Source organism: Bifidobacterium sp. UTCIF-38, assembly GCF_006454495.1.
Taxonomy (GTDB): domain Bacteria; phylum Actinomycetota; class Actinomycetes; order Actinomycetales; family Bifidobacteriaceae; genus Bifidobacterium; species Bifidobacterium callitrichos.
This window is the reverse complement of sequence record NZ_JFAL01000031.1, coordinates 25572-45516: the sequence shown is the minus strand read 5'-3', so window position 1 is coordinate 45516 and position 19945 is coordinate 25572. Positions and strand designations below refer to the sequence as shown.

Sequence of the window (19945 nt, the reverse complement as noted above, 5' to 3'; positions counted from 1 at the left end):
GTGTACTTTGGTGCCGTCAACCCTGAGGACCCGAGCATCAAGCTCGACGACAAGTCCCTTGAACGCGAGGCCGGCCAGACCGTGGGCGAGATCCCGTCCCTGAATACGCCGGGCTACTACATCTTCGGCTGGTACAACGGTGACCACTCGCAGCTCTACACCGCCGATCAGGTCAAGGCCGTCAAGGTCAACTCCGATCTGGTCTTCGTCGCCGCCTTGGCGAAGAAGACCACGCCGCAGAAGACGTACAAGGTCACCTTCGGCGTGATCGATCCGACAGACAACAGGACCGTTCTGTATGACAGCACCTTCGAGTATCTCAACGGCCAGTCCATCAAGGCCCCTGAAACCTCGAAGCTGAACATCCCGGCCGGCTACCAGCTGATCGGCTGGCGTGACAACAACAACACGTTCTGGAGCTCCGTCGACGGCTTCAAGGTCGGTACCGCCATCAAGGCCGATACGACCTTCAGCGCGGTGCTCGCGAAGAAGGACGCCCCGAAGGGCTACTACAAGGTGACCTTCTACTGGCGCGACAACGACGGCCGCCACGTCTCCTCGGTGAATGTCGTGAAGAACGGCAAGCTCACCAAGGGTGAGGTCCCGGTTCCGGGTGCCTTCCGCGGTCACACGTTCTACGGCTGGTTTGATCGCAGCGGCCGCAGGCTTGACCTGAACGATGCCGTCACGGCCGATACGGTCTACGTTGGCTATTGGTGCAACAACGCATGGCCGAAGCCTCCGGTCGGCCCCAACCAGCCGGACGTGCCGAGCACGCCCAGCACCCCGAGCACTCCATCGGTAAAGAAGGTTCCGGTGTATCGTCTGTACGATCCCGCTTCGGGACTGCATCTGTACACGGCCGACGAGAACGAACGCAAGGTCCTGTCCACTCAGCATGGCTGGAACGATGAGGGTGTGGTGTTCTACGCTACTACCGACAAGAACGCCGCAGGGGCCAAGCCCGTCTATCGTCTGACCAACAAGGCCACTGGCCGTCATCTGCTAACTCTGGATGAGAATGAGCGCAAGGTGCTGTCCACCGAGCGCGGCTGGACGGACGAAGGCGTGGCCTGGTACCAGACCAGCGCTGGCACAGTCCCGGTTTACCGCATGTACTCTGAATCTAAGGCCGAGCACCTGTACACGACCGACCTTAACGAGTACACGTTCAACGCGACTCGTGGCTGGACTCAGGAAGGCGTCGCCTGGAAGGGTCTGTGACCTCTCCGCAAACGCGACAGCCTGACTAACCCAGGGGGTGGTCGACACAAACGTGCCGACCACCCCCTTCGCATAACCGGCTTCTCTTTACGCGATCGCCGCGAGTCCAACCGGCTGCAGCAGGAACGGCTGCAGCAACCCATCCCACACGAGCATCATCGCGAATCCGGCGCACACCAGAGTGCCGATTCCGGACAAGCCAGCCGATTCGTTATCAGCAGTGTCAGTGTCAACGCCGAACCAACGCCACAGCAGCCAGCACAGCGCGTACACGATGATGGCCATGGCGCACAGATAGTATCTGCTCTGCAGGCCCCCGGTGTACCCGTTGACATAGAAGCCGTTCAGCGCGTTATTGAACTGATACAGCATAGTCAGCGCAATGGCTCCCATGCCCATCGCCAAGAGGTTACCGGTGCGGCCGCGACTGCCGCGACCGATCGCGAACACGGCAAACGGCACCATCAGCAGCAACGTCAGCGCAATGGTGCGAGCGTCGAACGAGGTGACACCGGAGCGGGGAATATCGGCCTGCCATGGCATGCTCCACCATGTGCGTAGGAACTGGGTGATGTAGTAGTCCACATACTTGAGGATGCTCATGTCCGAGCGGTCAGACATCGCCTTATAGAACGTGGACGACATATACCCGGCCGGGTCCAGCTTCTGATAGCTCGGCTGGATGCTGCGGTACCGCACGAATACGACCGCATAGTAGGCGATGGCTGGAATCAGCAGCGGTGTGGTGAACCAGAATTCCCGTTTCGTGAGCGCGGAGCGGGCCTCACGCTCCCCCATCGCCGCGACCACCACGAACAGGCACAGCAGCGCGGCGATCATACCCGCGGTCAGTTTTGTCAGCAGCGTAGTGGATAGTCCGCCCATGATGAGCAGGTAGGTTCGCCAGTCGTATCGACGCTCCCTGAACCTGACGACTCCCCATACGGTCAGGGTCACGGTCAGCAAGCACAGGGCATCGTTGTTCACGCCAGACGACACCTGCACCATGTTGGGCGATGCGATCAGCGCGAGTGCAGCCACCAGATGCAACAACGGGACGCGCGGCAGTCGCGAATACAGTAGATACGCGCAGACAGCGAGACCGGCGAGCAACATCAGCAGGCTGGCCATGCGCAGCCACGCCACATGGAACGTCACCACTGTTCCGGACACGTGGGTTCCCGGAACGAGCAGCATGAGGATGTAGTACAGCGGCGGATGCCCGAGCTGATTGAACGCGAGCGGGTCGGCGAGATCCGCCCTACCGCTGAAGACGGTCTCGTATACGCGCATGCCGGCGAAATCAGGGACCAGTTGGAGATGCGCCTTCTCCCATGCAAGGTAGGACAGGTGCGCGATCTCATCGGGCGAATGCGACCATTTGAGGATGTAGAGAAGTCCCTGCCCGAAGGCCGCCACGAGCATGACCACGTAATCGAGGATGAGGACCGGCTTGCGCCACGCGGTTCGGACCATGCCGCCGGAACCGGCGATCGCGTTGAGACCCGTGAGCAGCAGGAATCCCAGAAGTATGGCGATGATCGTCAGACGGCTGCGTCCGGGGGCGTCCAATGCCCACACGCGCCATGCACCCATTGCCGTCAGTGTGACAACAGCCACTGCGGACGCGAACCATGGCAGTGGGACGGAGGCAAACGCCAGACGGCGCAACAGCACGACGGCGATGCCGACGAACACCAGTATCAGCAATGCCAGTCGGCCGGGGTTGAACAGCTTCCACCCGGAAACCATGGAACGTATCTGATTGTGGGAGAGATCGAATGACACGGAATCGCCGTTCCGGTTCACCGTCAACCCATCGGAGGCGATGCGATGCGCAGTCCACCAGTGCTGATTGTTGACGTTGACCTCGCCGTCCACGCGCACAACCTGCGCATCACCGACGCCTGAGAGATCAAAGTGCAGTGTTGATGCGCCATACGTCAACGGATCGGGCTTGTAGGACAGGTTATGCCCTGAAACGGTGAGCTGCTGAGGCTGAACTCCGACTGCTTTTTCCGGCTGGTCGAAGGAGGCGGACACCATGCCGGACGCGTTGGACGGCACATCGCGGTCGAAGACGACGGTCACCATCTGATTCATCGGAGGCAGAGGCACCACGATCGCGCAGAGCAGCGCGATGACGGCGAATACAGCGGTGATCGCATTCGGATTGCCTTTGATGTTGTTCAGTATGTTGCGCATCGTCTCTGCCACCTTCACAGGCCCGCTGGCCTCTATCGCATTCTCCCGGACTGTGAGCAACTGTACCGTTCACCTTGGAATCGACGCGGGTGTGCGGACAGGCCGACTCTCCCACCGCACTACTGTGAATGAATGGCAAGGGTATGGATTGATGATCTCTGGCTGAAACACGACAACGGCGTCCCGCCGTCCTCCACCGCGAAGCGTTCGCTGGCCGCGGTGAGCGATCCGATGACCGCACAGGTTCCGGAGCGATGGCGCTCCTCCCGTTACGGCAAAGGCAAACGATGGCGATGCCGCTGGTACACGATCGAAGGCGAGAATCGCCGGCAGCATTCGAAATCATTCGCCAAACTCGCCGACGCGGAAGCGTTCCAGGCCGGCATGGAGGACGACGTGCGTCGCGGACGCTATGCGGATCCGAACGACGCGCGCAAACCGTTCGGCGACATCGCCGACATGTGGCTGCGATCGAAGAACCACGTGAGCGAGGGCGTACGCGCCCGCTACGAGTGCGAGCTGCGCGTGTACGTGAAACCGCGCTGGGAGAACACGCCGATCGGGTCGATCACCATCGACGACGTGGCACGCTGGGTGAGCGATCTGACGACGGGCGACTACCCGGTGAGCCTGTCGTCCACGGAACGCAAGGCGAAACCGCTGGCACCGAGGTCGGTCAAGAGCATCGTCAAAGTGGTGTTCGCCGGGGTGCTGGATTATGCGGTGAAGTCGCGGTATCTCATGAGCAATCCGGCGCGAGACGTGGAGATACCGAAATCCGAGTATCGCGATCTGATCTTCCTTGACATCCACGAGATCGAGGCGCTGGCCGATGCGGCGGCAAGCGTGGGGAGGCCCGTGGACGGGCTGATCATCCGGTTCCAAAGCTATGTGGGCACGCGCATCAACGAGTCGTTCGCATTGCAGGTGGGCGATCTGGACCTCGATCATCGCAAGGCGCGCATTCGACGCACGTGGAAGAACAGCGCGAAGGCGCAACGGCTGGGACCGCCGAAATCAGGCAAACCACGCACGGTGGCGATCCCGAAGTTCCTCATCAAGCCGTTGAAGGAGCAGATCAAGGGGCAGCCGGAGACCGCGTACGTGTTCCGTGCGATGCGCGGCGGGCACATCAACGATCACAACTGGCGACGCAAGGTGTGGCACAAGGCCGTGGAACTGGCGAAACTGGGCGACGTGCAGGGGCTGACCCCGCACAGTCTGCGGCATTCGTACGCGGCGATCGCGATCAAGGCCGGTGCGGACGTGAAGATCCTGCAACGCCAGATGGGTCACGCCTCGGCGAGCCTGACCCTGGATGTGTACGGGTTCCTGTTCCCCGAGAGGCTGGAACAGGTGGCGGACGCCGTGGACATGGAGCGGGATGCCGTGCTCAACGGTGGAAAGCGAGGCAGGACGCGGGGTGGAATACGGTCCGGGGCACAGGCCGGAGCACGGTCTGGAACGCAGTGAAACGGCTCGTCGGTATCGTGTCTGGGTCGTGTCCGGAACGGGCCCAGACACGATCGGACGGGGTGAATCGATTTCCGCGGTTGGGACGTTGCGGAACCCGCGAGCGCCGTCGCGGTCGTGTCCAACCGTGTCCGAAGATCAAACAGATGTTTTCCAACATCAAGGATGTATTGGAAAATCAAGCATTTCAATAGAAGAGCAATCAGCGAACCCCCGCCCCTAGAACGAGGGAATCGGGTGTCGGGGGACGCTTCGCCTTCCTCATACCCCCTACTATAGGCGAATGACTCTCACGAAACACTCAGCATCTCGCAGGGAGACGTTCAGCGTGCTGCATGTGACGGCTCCGGCTGGATTGGCGGCTTAGACTGCTGCCTGTGTGCTCAGCGTGTGGCGGGAGGAGCTTCGAGGTGGTCGGCAGGGGCTTTTGCGTGACACGAATGACGGTCCATATGGGGGGCGGAGAATAAACTGGGCTCAATCCGTCCTGACAGCTACAGTATGATTTAGGTATGCTTATGTCTCTCGTATGGATATAATCCATATTATATTATTTGGAACAGTCTGGAGTGAGATGGGTGCTAAGGGTGAGAAGAGCATCAGGCGTGCTCTTCACAAGAGATTCAGGTTCTTTTTAAAGAATATAATTCCAGTACTGTTGATTTTTTGTTTGTCAGTTCCGCAGGCGATTGGTTTTATTGCCAATATTGGTCCTTGGACAATTCCTGATTACGATATGCATGTGGCGTCCACATATGCGCTTGCTACTGGACAGGTTTTTCCTGAAATGACAGTATCTACGGATGATTTTGGCAACGATGCAAAGCGGCCAGTTATATCAGGAGATTCTCGTTATTTAAAAAACAATGGGGCTAGAAATGATCTTGTTTCAAATATCATTGATACTCCGCTTCAAGACGATTCTCTAGCGCGGCAGAAATTCGTTTCTTCTAACGGGGGGGGGTGGATAACTGATACGCCGCGGGCAACTCAATATCCTCTATTTGGGTATGTTCCTCAAGCCATAGGTCTGAAAGTAGGTCTTATACTGAATCTTTCGCCTTATGCGTCTATGCAATTGGCTCGACTGAGCAACTATGTAGTTTGCTTGACATTGTTTGTTATTTCCATTCTCCTCCTTCCGCGCGCGAAGATGGTCATGGTTGTTATTGCTGCTACGCCGGCAGTATGTTTCATGTCATCCAGCGTCATGCTTGATGGATTGATGGTTGCATTGTCTGCGGTCATTACTTCTTTTGCGTTGCATGCCGCAAATTCAGGTCGTTCAATGACGACAGGTATGTTTATCGGTGTTATTATTATTGCTGCTTTACTGTGTTATATCAAAGTAATATATTTAGTGCCTCTACTGCTTGTGTTTGTTCTACCTGAACATGTTCTTTCTATTAAAAGGAAAGCGTGTGCAGCTCTATCTCTTGCTATAGTGTTTTTGAGTTATATTATTTGGGGGCAGAAATATAGCTCAATCGGATATCTTGCAAACTATTCTAACAATGTTTCGTACGTGCTTCAAAATCCGTTGCGTTTTATTGTCTGTATTATTGTTAACGTTGTTGCGGATTGGAGAGATCTCATTCCAAATGACCCCTCAACGATTATAATCATTGCGATACTTGTTGTGATGGTTATGAGGCCTTTGTTTGATATGAGGTATATAGATTCTGTGTTTCACTCCAAATCTGTTTTCACTGTTGTACTGAATCATCGTTATCTGATTGTTTCGGTAGTCGGAATGCTTTTGGCGTGGTTTCTGGTGTATGCTTTTGAGGCTCTGACTTGGAATGATCTTCCGTCAATTGGCGCATACGGACATTTAGAGGGGGTGCAGGGAAGATACATATTGCCGCTACTGCCTCTACTTACGGTCTCAGGTCTTTACGGTAGAGGCTGCGAAGATCAAACGGTTGTGAGCGGTCTAAGCGACCAAGTTATTGACAACAAGTAAATGTGGTGGTCAATCCGGTTTTCTGGATTGACCACCACATCACCACAGTTCACTTTCGATTCCGCAGCGTACGCGCGACTGTTTTCAGCATTTCGCGTCTCTTCGATCCGATCGGCATGATCGGGTCAACGATCTTGCGAATTGGGTTCTTGTCGCCGATGGCACGTTCATGGAGAGGTTTCCGCGTCACGGCGGGCGTCGTCGTCTCCGCCGTCTTCTCCGCCACCTTCTTCATCAGCCGCTCGTAGAACGGCGTCTGCCTCGCGTACCGCCAGTACACGCTCGCGAAATCGCACTCCGGATCGGTCCAGGGCTTGATGAATCCGGCGTAGTGGATGATCTTCGGCTTTTCGCGCGACTTCAGGTACGCGTCATACATGTTGCTCGGCGCGCAGCTGAAGATGCGGCCGACGCGATCCTCGAGGTTGTGCACCACGTTCCACTCCCACGGCAGATACAGCACCTTGCCCTCGCAGTGCATGTTGAGCACGTCCTGATCGTTGTAGATCAGGTCCGGGTTCGAGGCGTAGCCGAGCCACTGGCGGATCGTGTAGTGCGCACGCATCGCCTTGGTATTGAGCACCAGCACACCCGCCTGGAAGTACTGATACGGGTCCTTCATGTGCAGCGTCGACTTCGAATACCTCATGCGGATGCCGTCGGGCATGTTGAGGTTGCCGAGATAGTCGATGTCGTGCACGGCGGCCAGCAGGTTGTCGCCCAGTTCCGTGTCGTACAGTTCGGCGATGTCGCCGTTGATCACGATGTCCGAATCGAGGTACAGCACCTTGTCGTAGAACGGCATCAGCTCCTGGATGAGGAACCGGTAGTACGTCTCCACGCTGATGTGCGCGTTCGACGTCGTGAGGTTGTATCCGGCCACCTCGCGGTCCACGTTCTTGAATCGCAGCGACATGTTCGGGAATCGCGAGGTGAAGAACTCACGCAGCCGCTCCTGACGATCCCACTCGATGTTGCGCTCCAGCACGACCACGTCGTAGTAGCGCTCCTTCGAGGCATTCGTCATCGCGGAGAACATCGTCGTGGCTAACTGGGAGACGTAGTTGTTGTCCGCGGCGAACACCACCGGCACCGGCTGGAGGAGGCCCGCGGTGGGCGTCCACAGGGGCTTGAGCGGTTCGGACGGCTCCGGGTTCGTGAAGTGCACGCACTGCAGCTCTCGCGTCTTGAGCTTTGCGCCGACGCGCTGCTGGTGCATCAGATAGATGTTGAGCAGTCGCTCCGACAGATGCCCCGGCGTGCGCACCGCCTCACGACTGTAGTTCGTCATGTCGGTCTCGCGCTCGAACTCGGCGAGGATCGGGAACAGCCACTCGCAGTAGTCGAAGAACACCTGCTTCCTCATGATGAACATGTTGCAGAAGCACGACTTGTGTCCGTTGAGGAACGCGACCGCATCATCATGGTAATCGGGGTGCATGCGGCACAGGATCTGGTAGCAGCGTCGCAGGTCGTCGTCGATCAACGCGGGAGCGGCCGCCCACAGCGCCTTAGGCGTACCGTGCTCGTCGATCATCTCGGTCAGGTCCTGCCAGCGTGTGGTGATCACGTCATAGCCCTTGACCGCGCGGGCGATAGTCTTGTCGTCGAGACCATACTCCTTGATGGCCTTCGCGTCGATGTAGTCGTCCATCACCTCGCCGTACGGGTTCTCCTCGTGCTCGGTGTCGGAGAAATCGAAGTAGCGCCGGTAATGGCAGAATCCGTAGTATTCGGCGTCCACGTTCTTCCACGCCCAGTACTGCGTGGTCAGCTCGCAGTACATCGGGTTCTTCTCGGAGATGTTCTCGCCGTCGTCATCATGGAACGCCCACGGGAAACGGTATGATCCGGGCTCCAGGCCCACCTGCACCGGCTGGAGGATGGCGCTGTCCGGCTTGTCCACGTTCTTATGCGTGGTGACGAAGATGCGGATCGGCTGGTTTTCATACCGCTCCTTCTCCTTGGCGCGATCCAGATCGGCCAGCAGTTCCTCGGCGCGCGTACGCACCAGCGCGTAACGGTACAGATCCGTGTGATCGCCGTCCTCCGGCGTCAGGGATTCGGCGATGAACCGCCAGTTGCGCAGCTGCGCAACCTTGAACGGCTCCTGCTCCTTGGACGTGATCAGCGTCCACGCCAGATCGCGCACGTGACGCCAGATCTCGCGGGCGGCCACCGCGTTGCCGAACACGTCGGCCATGGCCCGGGCGGCCTCGGCCTTGCCCTCCTCCGGCACGCGCACGCGCCAGTCGTTGGAGAGGAGTTCGACGGCCTTGTGCCGGAACCCGATGAGGCAGTCGGCCAGCTTCAGTTCGGGATGGACCGCCGTGAAGTCGTCGGTGGCGTCAAGGCATGCCGCGAACTGCTCGCAGAACTGTCTGAACTTCTCGGCGGTGATCTCGTTGGTCCCGGTCACACCGCGACCGTAATGATAGCGGTATCCGCGGCATCGCTTGGCGCTGCGATAGGAGGTTGCCAGCGACGAAAGCACGAAGCACTCATAACCGTCCTCGGCGCGCTCCAGACGGTCCGCGGTCATCTGATCGAATGCGCGCTTGAGCAGCGACGTGCGGAACACGCGCTGAGTGACACGCCAATCGACATGATAACCGCGGGATTCAAGGTAGATGTCCTGCACGATGTCGTCGTACTGGCTATCCGGCGTCGGCGTGTTGTTGAACCGTTCGAACGCCTGGCACTCCTCGTCGAGGATGCCGTTCTCGCCGATCACGGTCAGGCCGAAGTGCAGGATGTCCGCGGGGGTGGAGGCGAGGCTCGCGTACAGGTCGGCGCACATGGTCGGTTCGAGATCGTCATCGCCGTCGAGGAAGAACGCGTACCGGCCGGTCGCCTCCTCGACACCGGTCTTGCGTGCCAGATGCAGCCCCTGATTGTGATCGTGGGTGATGACCCGAACGCGATCGTCCTCCGCCGCGGCTTGGGCGAGGATCGCAGGCGTGCCGTCGGTGCTCGCATCGTTGACCACGACGATGTCGATGTTCTTCAAGGTTTGCGCGCGCACGCTGTCAAGGCATGCCTTGATGTACGGTTCGACGTTGTACGCCGCGATGATGACTGAGATCTTGGGCATGGTGCGTTTCCTCGATTCCAATTCCTAGTATGCCGACAGTGTAGCGAACAAGCCGGAGAGAACCTATACTCGCCTTCTCCTGTCTCACATCTTCGGCAGGATTTGTTTGATTCGTCGCGTCAGTTTTTGCAGAAGTCCTGATTGACCCTTGTTCGAGGTCTGACTCGTTATAGCTATAAGCCCGGAATCGATAAGATGCCGCCGGGCAATCGACCTGAGTTCGAGATAATGCTCGTTACGTTCGTCTATAGTGCCCATGGCCTCGATATTCTCCACCATCTGAAGATACCGCAGCGCGTTCGTCTTGTTCTTCTGCGCCATTTCACTGTCTCGATTCTCAGCGACGAGGAAGGCGTACGCATAGTCACGCACATAGCGGTACAGTTCGCCGCACACGGCATCTGGTGACCAGCATCTCAACGCGGCCTTCAGCCCTTCAGCCTTGTCCGCTTCTGGCAGGTTATCCTGCCATTCGTTCATTGTGTGCTCGATGAGACGATCCCGAACATCCGCAACCCGGGCTGCCCAGTCATCTCGCGGAATGTCCTCGTGATGCTCGTCCACGAAATCGCGGATCAGCTTCAGTGCCTTGGCATCGCGTTCGGCAAGCGTGGAGAAGGCTTTGACTGTCAGCTGACTGCCCAGTGTCTCTCCGCGACCCAGATGGTAGATGTACCATGGCGAATCGGGAATCGCCTCGTATGTGTGCGCTAGGGAATCGATGATGAAGCACATATACAGATCGTCCGAAAGCAACAGACGGGTGTTGGCTGCCATGCTGTAGGCACGTCGTGCCAGATCGCCGCGGAACATCTTATGGTGTACGTGCCAGTCAAATCCGTCGTTCTGGGCGAACTGCGTGGCAAGTATCTCGTCGCCGTGCAGAGCACGTGGTTTCGGCGTGAGGAAGCTGGTCATGCCTTGGGCGGCCTCTCGGGCGGATTCAGTCGCCGCCTCCACGCGGACGCCGTAATGATAGATGTCCGAAGGGTGAGCTGCAGCATATTCGTGGAGATTGGCAAGAGTGTCCACCTCCAGCACATCATCCTGATCAACGAGCAGCACGTATGTTCCACGGGACACCTGTACGCCGGTCCGTCGAGCCGCCAACGTTCCCGCGTTGGCGGCATGACGCAGAACTTTGACCCGCGGATCCTCCTTGGCGAGCTCCTGCATGACCGCATACGTGTCATCCGTGCTCGCGTCATCGACGATGACGACCTCCAGATCGCCGAACGACTGTCCGGTGATGCTATGCACGCACTCCGGCAGGTACCAGCTGTTGTTGTACGCAGGGATAATCACGGAAAAAACAGGCATGCATCCTCTTTGGTTTTGGTTACCAAGTGATTTTGTAATGGCCGTTGGCCTGATCGAGATTGGCATTGATATACTTGCCGATCTCGATGCGGCTGTCCCATCTGGCGTAGAACTTTGCCTGTTCATCAATGGCTCGCTTTTCGCGCTCAGGATCGACTTCATCCCTACCACGGCTGACATGCTCCGCGTGATAAAGCTTGGCGTCGGGATTGAACACGACCAGATATCCTAGCTCGCCGACCTTTAGACTGAGGTCAACGTCATTGAGCACCACGGCCAATTCCTCGTCTAGTCCTCCGACTTTGTTGAACAGGTTGCGGCGAACCATCTGGCAGGCTCCGGTGACGGCTGCCACGTCGACGGGATATCGCAGAGTCTCCATGTAGCCGCCATCCTTGTGGGACATGAATTCACCGTAGTGTCCCACATGATCGCGGGTGACGAAGATGCCGCCATGTTGCACAAGCTTGTCGCGGAAGAGCAGCTTCGCGCCCACCATGCCGACTTCGGGGCGAGTGAACAAGCCGGCCATGGCATCGAGCCAGTCGTTATTGATCACTTCGGTGTCATTGTTCAGGAACAGCAGTAGCTCGCCATCACTGTGTGCGGCACCATAATTGCAGATGGCGGAATAATTGAATCCCGTGCCGGGCCACGTCACCACATGGACTCGTGCATCGCGCCTTTGAATATCCTCGTAATAAGCGAAGGTCTCCTGTTCTGTGCTGTTGTTCTCCACCAACGTGATGTCGAAGTTGTCATAAGTGGTCTTACTCAGCACAGATTCCACGCATCTGGTCAGCATCGATACATGATCCTTTGTTGGTATGACGATGCTGACCTTCGGCGTGTGATCGGGGTAGTACTTGATTCGATGACGGAAAATCAGTTCGGAATCCGTCACTTCGGCCTTGACTCCCATGCGTTCGAAATGTCGGGCCACGGACAGGCGTCCGGCCTCTTCGGCATAGGGCTTGCTGCCGCTATTGGCGCTTGTGGAGTTCTGATGCATACGCCAGTGATACAGCACCCGCTGAATGCCTCGGATACTGCGTGCCTTCTCGGCGCATTTGAGCGTCAGATCGAAATCCTGCGCGCCGGCGACATCCGCACCGGACAATTCGACTTGATCCAACACATGCCGGCTGACCATGAGCATATGTGTGATGTAGTTGCCGCAGTACAGCAGATCTGCATTATATTGCGGTTTGAAAGCGGGATGCCTATATCTGCCGTTATCGAGCAGGTCCTCATCACAGTACAGCAGATCGGCGTCAGGGTACCGACGGATTTCACTCATATATCGGTACAGGATGTCCGGCTCGACGACATCATCATGATCCATGAAGGCGATGTACTGTCCCTGAGCATGCTCGATGCCAATGTTCGTGTTCTCTGGAATGGTTTTGTTCTCGGCGGTAAGCACCTTGACTCGTGGATCCTTGATATCGTCAAGTGTTGCCGTGATATCAGGGGCATCACCGCTGACGTTCACCAGAATCAGCTCGAAGTGCTTATAGGATTGAGCGAGAACGGAATCGACGAATGCTTTCAGGTATTCGACCGGCGGTCGGAACACCGCTGTGACGATGCTGATCAGGGGCGTGTGGTCCCATGTGGTAACGATCCGGCGCTGGTTGGCGACGTCCGCCCATGTGGCGCGATGTCGTTCGAACCATGCTGCATAGCCTTCATCATCCCAAGGTTTTTTCGTCAGATCGAAGGCGCCGCTGATGAATCCCGAATACATGGGCTCACTGATGCACACGAAATTACCATCGTGGTTCTCCGGCTTCACATGGACACACACGGTTTTCGGCTCATCGGAAAGGATAATGGAGTATGTGGTGTCCTGAATACGCTGAGTTGGGTCGTTCGGATCGGTGATTGCATCGCTCTCCAGTACAATCGGCTGTACATCCACACGATTGCCGGCTTTGTCCAGCACGGTAATGCTGCACTTTTCCGAAACTCCTGTATAAGGGTGCCTCACACGGAATCGGCAAGATACTTCGTGGTCTTCCATGGGGAAGATGCCGGTGAAGTATACATAGGTCCCGCCTGAAAGCCGTCTTTGATCGATGTCGCGAATCTGTGCCGCGAAATCCGGCTGGTATTTATAGGTGAGTCGTGACCTGACTTTGGTGTCAAACGTCTTGAATGGCATTATGAGCAGCATCTTGCCGCTGTTACGCTCGCGGATCTGGATATCAAGTGTGATCTGGTCGAGCAATGGCACCACGACGATCGCGATGTAGGAACCAGGTTCCGGATTGTCGCCGGCGGCTCGGCTGGCAATGGCATCTTCCCCCGGGAAACCGATCCGATAGATCGGACATGTCACTTGCACTCCTGAGGGTGTCGGTGCATAGGCCTCCAAAGACTCAGGTTCGCAGTCGGTTGCGATTTTGATGTATCCCTTGCCGCTACCACGGCAAAGGCCCAGCATCTTGATGCTCATCGTTGTTCTCCGTTTCCGTATAGCTGTACAGACTCTAGCATTGGGGACGGAACCGATCGTTAGCACGAACTGAAGTGACAAAAGCTGTACGGCTGTATGATTGCCGTATTCGCCGTATGTGGAAAGGAAGACAATTGAAAGGCATCATTCTGGCCGGAGGCTCGGGTACGAGGCTGTACCCGCTCACCTCGGTGACCTCCAAGCAGCTGCTCCCCGTCTATGACAAGCCGATGATCTACTACCCGTTGTCCACGCTGATGCTGGCTGGGATCCGTGACATCCTCATCATCTCCACGCCGCATGACCTGCCGAACTTCGAGCGTCTGCTCGGCGACGGCTCGCGCTTCGGCCTGAGTCTGAGCTACAAGGTCCAGCCCTCTCCGGACGGTCTCGCACAGGCGTTCCTGTTGGGCGAGGAGTTCATCGCTGGCGATGCGTGTGCGCTCGTGCTCGGTGACAACATCTTCTACGGCAACGGCCTGTCCAAGCAGCTCAAGGAGGCCGTCCGCTTTGCTGAGCAGGGCGAATCCAGCGTGTTCGGCTACTACGTGGACGATCCGGAGCGTTTCGGCGTCATCGAGTTCGATCGTGATGGACGTGCGATCTCCATCGAGGAGAAGCCGGCTGAGCCGAAGTCGAACTACGCGGTCACCGGACTGTACTTCTACGACAATCGCGTCGTCGACTTCGCCAAGCAGGTGAGGCCGTCCGCACGAGGTGAGCTCGAGATCACCGATCTCAACCGCATGTATCTGGAGGACGGCACTCTACGAGTCACCACGCTCGGCCGTGGTTACGCGTGGCTGGACACCGGCACGATGGAATCGCTGTACGAGGCGGCCGAGTTCGTGCGTTCCGTCGAACGCTCGCAGAGCCTGCCCATCTCCGTACCCGAGGAGATCGCCTATGAGCATGACTGGATCAGCAAGGAGGCGCTGGTCGAGGCGGCCCATGCCTACGGCAAGTCCAACTACGGCAAGCATCTGCAGCAGGTCGCGGAGGAGAAGGTCCTCCTGAACAGGAGAAGCCATTGACGATGGTATGAATCTTGAGCAGTTTGGTTGACCATTGACATTAGAGGATAAAATGAGATGAATACCACCAGGAGAGTCCGTCATAAGTTAATGAGTCATGATGCTATGCCGCAACGATTGCTGCTTGCTGCTTTTCTGGTGGCATATTTTGTCATACTGTGCGTGCTTTCGGTGAGAGCTCCTGTTGACAAGGATTTCTTCCCCGATGAGAAGTGGCGTCTGACGCTTCCTCTGTACTTTTATGAACATGGATCATTGCCGACGGGCTACGAGGAAAGCACACGTATGACTCCGTGGGGATTCTCCTATGCTAGTTATCCCCTGATGCTGAGCACCGTCCTTGGCGGAATACTCATGAAGATCATGGGATTGGTGACATCCAATATCAACTGGATCGTCTTCGCCGGGCGATTGGTGTGTATCGGTGCCGGCGTCGTATTCGCGTATTTCGTGATACGTATCTCAGCATTGCTGTTCGATGGGCCCATCAGCTACCTATTCGCATCTACGGTGATTTTCCTACCACAGATCGTATTCTGTTCCCTGTATTTCAACAACGACATCATTGCCCTCTGCGGCAGTTCCATGATTCTGTATTCATGGCTATTGGGATTCAAAAACGGCTGGTCCATGCGAAGCGGCATCCTACTGGCTTTGGGAGTATCCGTTATCGCGTTGTCGTATTACAACGCCTATTCGTGGATCCTGATGAGCATATTCGTGTACTTTCTGGTATGGCATCGCTCTTCGGATAGCTTCGTTTCATTATTCCAGAATCGACGATTCTATCGCATGACGTTCATGATCATCGGCATCGTATTGGTGCTGATCCTTCCGTTCTTCATTCGTGCCGCGATCATCAACCATGGAGATTTTCTGGGGTTTTCCACGGTCTCCCGTATGAGCGAGCAGTACGGCGAAAGCAATTACAAGCCGTCGGGACGCCCTACGCCACAACATCTCGGCATGAGCCTTTGGGGCATGCTGACCACGAACCATTATCTGGGTGGCACGAATAGCTGGCTGCTCTTCACCTATCGGAGCTTCATTGGAGTATTCGGCCCCATGAAGGTGTTCCTGCCGCAGATCATGTACATACTGTTCGGACTGATATTCGCGATTGGTGTGGTGGGTTGCATTGCCGGAACCATATTCGATGCCGTACATGGGGCGTACGGCAAGCGCTGGTACTTCGATGCGGTGATGCTGTGCAATATGGTGATCGTGATCGCCCTTGCCCTGCAGTACAGCTATGCCACGGATTATCAGGCGCAGGGACGCTACATTCTGCCGATGGTGCTGTCCTTCATGTATTTCGTCACGCGAGGTTGGTCCTATGCACTCAACGCCGTCGGTGCCGCCGCCAAGCGCAAGGAGCTCATATATCTCCTGTGCGGAGGCGTGATCGGCGTCGAGTGCTGCCTGGTGATCGTTTCGTTCGTGGCGTACTACCTGCCAGCAGTGCGCTGATCCTCATCATCTGAATCATCTGAATCACTGGAACCCGGAATGTACTCTCCCAAGGGCCCCTGCTTGGGGTCCTTGGCGATGAGATACAACGGCATGCCCATCGAGGAGCGGACGCTGATGCCGATGTACTCAGCCACGATACCGATGGACAGCAGAATCAGACCGCTGAACACCAGAAACACGATCATCAGCGAGGTCCATCCCGGTACCTTGATCGCATGGCTGAACAGCTGCATGAAGAACAACACGATGGCCCACACGATGCCGGCGAAGGATGTCAGTCCGCCGATGGCACTGACGAAACGCAGAGGACGCGTGCCTCCGGTGATGACCATGCGCCAGAAATGGCCCAAGAGACGAATCAGATTGTACGACGACTGATGATCGCCCTCGGATCGCAGCGCAACAGGGCAGGTGGCGATGCGATTGCCAACCCATCCCAAAGCAACGTCGAGATACGTGCCATTGCCGGCATGAACGGCTAGGGCACGTGCCACATCGCCGAGGATAAGACGGAAGCTCTGATACTTCGGTGCGTCGTTCGAACCGAGCAGATGCTTCGCGACGAACTTGGCACCCCACGAGGTGAGGTTGCGGAACAGCGAATGCGGGGCCGCATTGGTCGGCTTCGCATAGATGACGTCCGCCTGCTCGCGCATGGCGACATCCAACATGTCCCCGATGGCATGAGGATCGTGCTGACCATCCTCATCCATGGTCACCACCCAAGCTCCCGTGCTTTGCGAGATGCCGGCGAGAGTGGCCGGGTGCTGGCCGTAATTGCGGCTCAGCCAAACTCCATGGACGAAGGGGTAACGCCGTTCAAGTTCCCTGATAATCACGTCGGAACGGTCCCGGCCGTGATCGAACACAGGCAGGATCTCGCTCACTCGATACAGATGCCCTTGGGGGGATCGACGAACGGTATGGAAGTCAGCCAGCTCTGTGACCACCTTCTCAAGGGTCTTCTCTCCTCCGTATACCGGGATGACCGCGGAAACGTTGTGGACATACTGATTGCTTGTCGTCGATGACTGTTCCACCGAAACACCTTTCTGTTTGATGGGCCGAATACGTCTTCTCACCGTGTAAAGATACTCGGGTTCATACCCTTGACCGCGGTTTAAGCAATGTCATGATTCATCATTCAGAACACTGAGAGTAAACGGACTTGCTGGAAGATGATAGGAATTGTATAAGAGCGTGTCGCATTCAGGATTTGCGGACCATAGATAACGCACTTGACGTATGTCATCTACTGCATCTGAAAAAACGGAGATGGCGTCATCCTGAATGACAGCTTCGGCTGAATGGTAGACACCATCGCTCCCCGCCACCTCAAAGCCGGTGAGAGACTCATCAGTTGCACGCGACAGATTCTTTGAGGTCGCGTTTTTGGAATAGTTCGGCCTGCGAACATTCAGACCGTTAGCGGTATCTTCACGGAAGGTGATCTCCGCTACCTGACCACGATGACGAGAGACCGCTTTTTGCGCCAGTGGACCGCTAGGAACGGTACGGTTATTGTTGATCGCCTTCCACTGGCTTGCCATGCGCTGGGCCAGTATTTCCTTTCCAAGCGGATGGATGATGCCGTTGGTTCCCTTATCGGTGTCGAGGCTCACGGTCATCGCTGTACCATCCTTGCCATCGACGTTTGCTGCGACAACGAACTGTGCTTGGCGCACTTTGGCCCAATCGTCGTTGCCGGGGAATCGAGCGAGTTGCACGTATAGGAACGGTAGCTGTGAATTATCGAATAGTTTCCGATACTGCTTGATAAGTGTGGAGAAGTTGTACTGGTAGGCAAGCGCCATGTCGTCTGACATGCCGTCTTGTTCGCCCTGATACCAGAGAATTCCAGCGATATTGAACATTTTGAGCGGGGCGACATGGTTGTTGTAGATATCACCTCCGGCCATATGTCGTGCGATTTCAGTGCCGCCCCACGCCGTTTGGATAATGCCTATGGGGATTTCCGGGCTGTTGGACCGTAGTTGCTCTGCAAAATACTGCGGTAGATAGCCAAGGTAGTCAGCATTGACGGTATTCGCAGGTAACCAGGAATCAGAATTATACTCTCGGAGTGGAAGATTGTCTTGTGTCTGCTCCGAGGATTGATGATCGGTCACCAGAAAATACACATGCATATCGTTGATGGGAGCTGGCAAATCAGTGACATCTGCTGCGTTGCCGAGATTCGCACGTTCCTCAGATTCTGTATTGTAGTAGTCGTAGTAGTTGACTTCCATATTAGACTGTCCTGCAGCAAGAAAAACATTGCCTACATACGCATGTTTGATTTGCCGCAGGACTTTGTTTCCGCTTGAAATGGTAAATGTGTATGCTTTGAGCTGGGCAGGTGGAGCCGGTAATGCGATTTCAAATCGCCCTTTGTCATCGGCAGACGATGTCTGCGAACTCTGCTCCGTTTTTGACTGTAGAGTTGCGGTAAGAGTGCCATTGGGCGAGGTCTTTCCCTGAATGGTGATAGTCTTTCCTTGTTGGAAAACCATGTTTTCTTTATAGTAGTTTGGAAGGGTGACCTTGTTGGCTTGGGTAAATGGCGTCATTGGTTCTCTGGCGAATGAGCGCTGATCGAAAAATAGATATACCGAACCGATGGTGATGATCACAACAAGCATCGCGCTGATAATAGCAATGACTTTGTGCGACCACTCTGCGTTCATGAACGCCGTGCCATTTGTTTCTTGGTCCTCGTTAGATGACATGGTAACCGCCGGTTAATTCTTATTCGGAGTGAGTGATGAAGAAGTTATGAGTACGCTTAATGCCTTCTGCCAAGGGAATGAATTCGTCGATGGTAGATATAGCGCGATATTTCGAGATATCCAAGACTGAATATGGCGCGTCAACTTTACGCGCTGGCTCATACATTATGTTAAGCGATTCCGGCAGTGCAGCTTCTATTGTCGTGATCACATCGGCAACGGAGACTCCGGTTCCGCGTCCGAGATTGTATATGGAGTTCATTTCGCCGTGTTCGATGACATCGATGATTCCCTGAATGGCATCATCGATGTAAATGAAATCGCGTACTACCGATCCGTCGCCAAAGATATGAATGATGTCATGATTGGTCGCCTGGTAGACCAGTTTCGTAATCAGCCCCAGTGGACCGTGCGGGTTCTGCCCGGGGCCATAGGGGTTGGAAAGCCGGATGATCTGGTACTGCATGGAGCTGTAATGCGAAGTCAGTTGCAGCGCCTGTTCGATCATGACCTTCTGCAGGCCGTATGTGTTATATGGTGAGGGCGGATCCGTCTCACGATTGGCGCGATAGGCTGACCCGCCATAGATCGTGCCACCGCTGGAAAGGAACAACAGCCTTGCGACGCTTTCGGCAACGCAAGCGTCAAAAAGCTCCACGGAAGGAATGACATTGGCGTGGATCTCATCCAATGGTCCTTTTTCCGTTCCGGGAACTGATGTGCTGATCAAGTGAATAACAAGGTAAGCACCCCGAACTAGGCTGGCAAAGTCGTACCCAGTGACGAATTCGCCCGAAATGTACTCGACGTTGGCGAATCTCTGATTGTTTGAGGGTAGCTTGCGGTCGTAGACGACTACGGCATTGGTGGGAATTCGGCTGAGCTGTTCAGTCAATTTTTTCCCAAGAAAACCGTTTCCGCCTAATATGACGATCTTTCGCATCTGTTACCCCTCATAGCAGCTAT

General features: G+C 56.0%; 11 protein-coding genes and 1 pseudogene. 5 read left to right on the top strand and 7 right to left on the bottom strand.

The features are described 5' to 3' along the window. A pseudogene (locus BW11_RS11625) lies at positions 1 to 1224 on the top strand (hypothetical protein); the annotation flags it as partial. 87 nt (positions 1225 to 1311) lie between these two features. Here the strand turns inward: BW11_RS11625 and BW11_RS10605 are convergent. Then, on the bottom strand, positions 1312 to 3429 hold the full coding sequence (locus BW11_RS10605) for a hypothetical protein (RefSeq protein ID WP_140445682.1): 2118 nt from the start codon (positions 3427 to 3429) through the stop codon (positions 1312 to 1314). 132 nt (positions 3430 to 3561) lie between these two features. Here BW11_RS10605 and BW11_RS10600 point away from each other — a divergent pair, with 132 nt between their 5' ends. Then, a complete protein-coding gene (locus BW11_RS10600; RefSeq protein WP_140445681.1) occupies positions 3562 to 4902 on the top strand; it encodes a site-specific integrase in 1341 nt (446 codons plus the stop codon). 574 nt (positions 4903 to 5476) lie between these two features. After that, positions 5477 to 6868, top strand: a complete 1392-nt coding sequence (locus BW11_RS10595) for a DUF2142 domain-containing protein (RefSeq protein ID WP_181166147.1) — start codon at positions 5477 to 5479, stop codon at positions 6866 to 6868. 49 nt (positions 6869 to 6917) lie between these two features. On the opposite strand, the gene BW11_RS10590 is transcribed toward BW11_RS10595, so the two are convergent. The 3 genes from BW11_RS10590 to BW11_RS10580 all read right to left on the bottom strand — a co-directional run bounded on the left by BW11_RS10590 (position 6918) and on the right by BW11_RS10580 (position 13743). Beyond that, positions 6918 to 9962 carry a DUF4422 domain-containing protein gene (locus tag BW11_RS10590; RefSeq protein WP_140445686.1) on the bottom strand — a complete coding sequence of 1015 codons (3045 nt, stop codon included), beginning with the start codon at positions 9960 to 9962 and terminating at the stop codon, positions 6918 to 6920. Between the two features lie 84 nt (positions 9963 to 10046). Beyond that, positions 10047 to 11282 (bottom strand): glycosyltransferase family 2 protein, encoded by a 1236-nt coding sequence (locus BW11_RS10585; RefSeq protein ID WP_181162602.1) that lies wholly within the window; start codon positions 11280 to 11282, stop codon positions 10047 to 10049. 19 nt (positions 11283 to 11301) lie between these two features. Further along, a complete protein-coding gene (locus BW11_RS10580) occupies positions 11302 to 13743 on the bottom strand; it encodes a glycosyltransferase family 2 protein (RefSeq protein WP_140445688.1) in 2442 nt (813 codons plus the stop codon). A gap of 134 nt (positions 13744 to 13877) precedes the next feature. Here BW11_RS10580 and rfbA point away from each other — a divergent pair, with 134 nt between their 5' ends. Together rfbA and BW11_RS10570 are read left to right on the top strand one after the other, a co-directional pair. Beyond that, positions 13878 to 14777 (top strand): glucose-1-phosphate thymidylyltransferase RfbA, encoded by a 900-nt coding sequence (gene rfbA / locus BW11_RS10575; protein WP_140445689.1) that lies wholly within the window; start codon positions 13878 to 13880, stop codon positions 14775 to 14777. A 57-nt stretch (positions 14778 to 14834) separates the two neighbouring features. Continuing rightward, the gene (locus BW11_RS10570; protein ID WP_140445690.1) at positions 14835 to 16247 is read left to right on the top strand and encodes a hypothetical protein; all 1413 of its coding nucleotides are present in this window, start codon (positions 14835 to 14837) and stop codon (positions 16245 to 16247) included. Here BW11_RS10570 and BW11_RS10565 read toward each other — a convergent pair. The 3 genes from BW11_RS10565 to BW11_RS10555 form a co-directional block, all read right to left on the bottom strand. Beyond that, positions 16226 to 17290: a glycosyltransferase gene (locus BW11_RS10565; RefSeq protein ID WP_140445691.1), complete on the bottom strand. Its 1065-nt coding sequence runs from the start codon at positions 17288 to 17290 to the stop codon at positions 16226 to 16228. The genes BW11_RS10570 and BW11_RS10565 overlap by 22 nt on opposite strands. Before the next feature lie 90 nt (positions 17291 to 17380). Beyond that, positions 17381 to 18937: a sialate O-acetylesterase gene (locus BW11_RS10560; RefSeq protein ID WP_181162603.1), complete on the bottom strand. Its 1557-nt coding sequence runs from the start codon at positions 18935 to 18937 to the stop codon at positions 17381 to 17383. Positions 18938 to 18998: 61 nt separating this feature from the next. Beyond that, on the bottom strand, positions 18999 to 19922 hold the full coding sequence (locus BW11_RS10555) for an NAD-dependent epimerase/dehydratase family protein (RefSeq protein WP_140445693.1): 924 nt from the start codon (positions 19920 to 19922) through the stop codon (positions 18999 to 19001). Between the last annotated feature and the right edge of the window lie 23 nt (positions 19923 to 19945).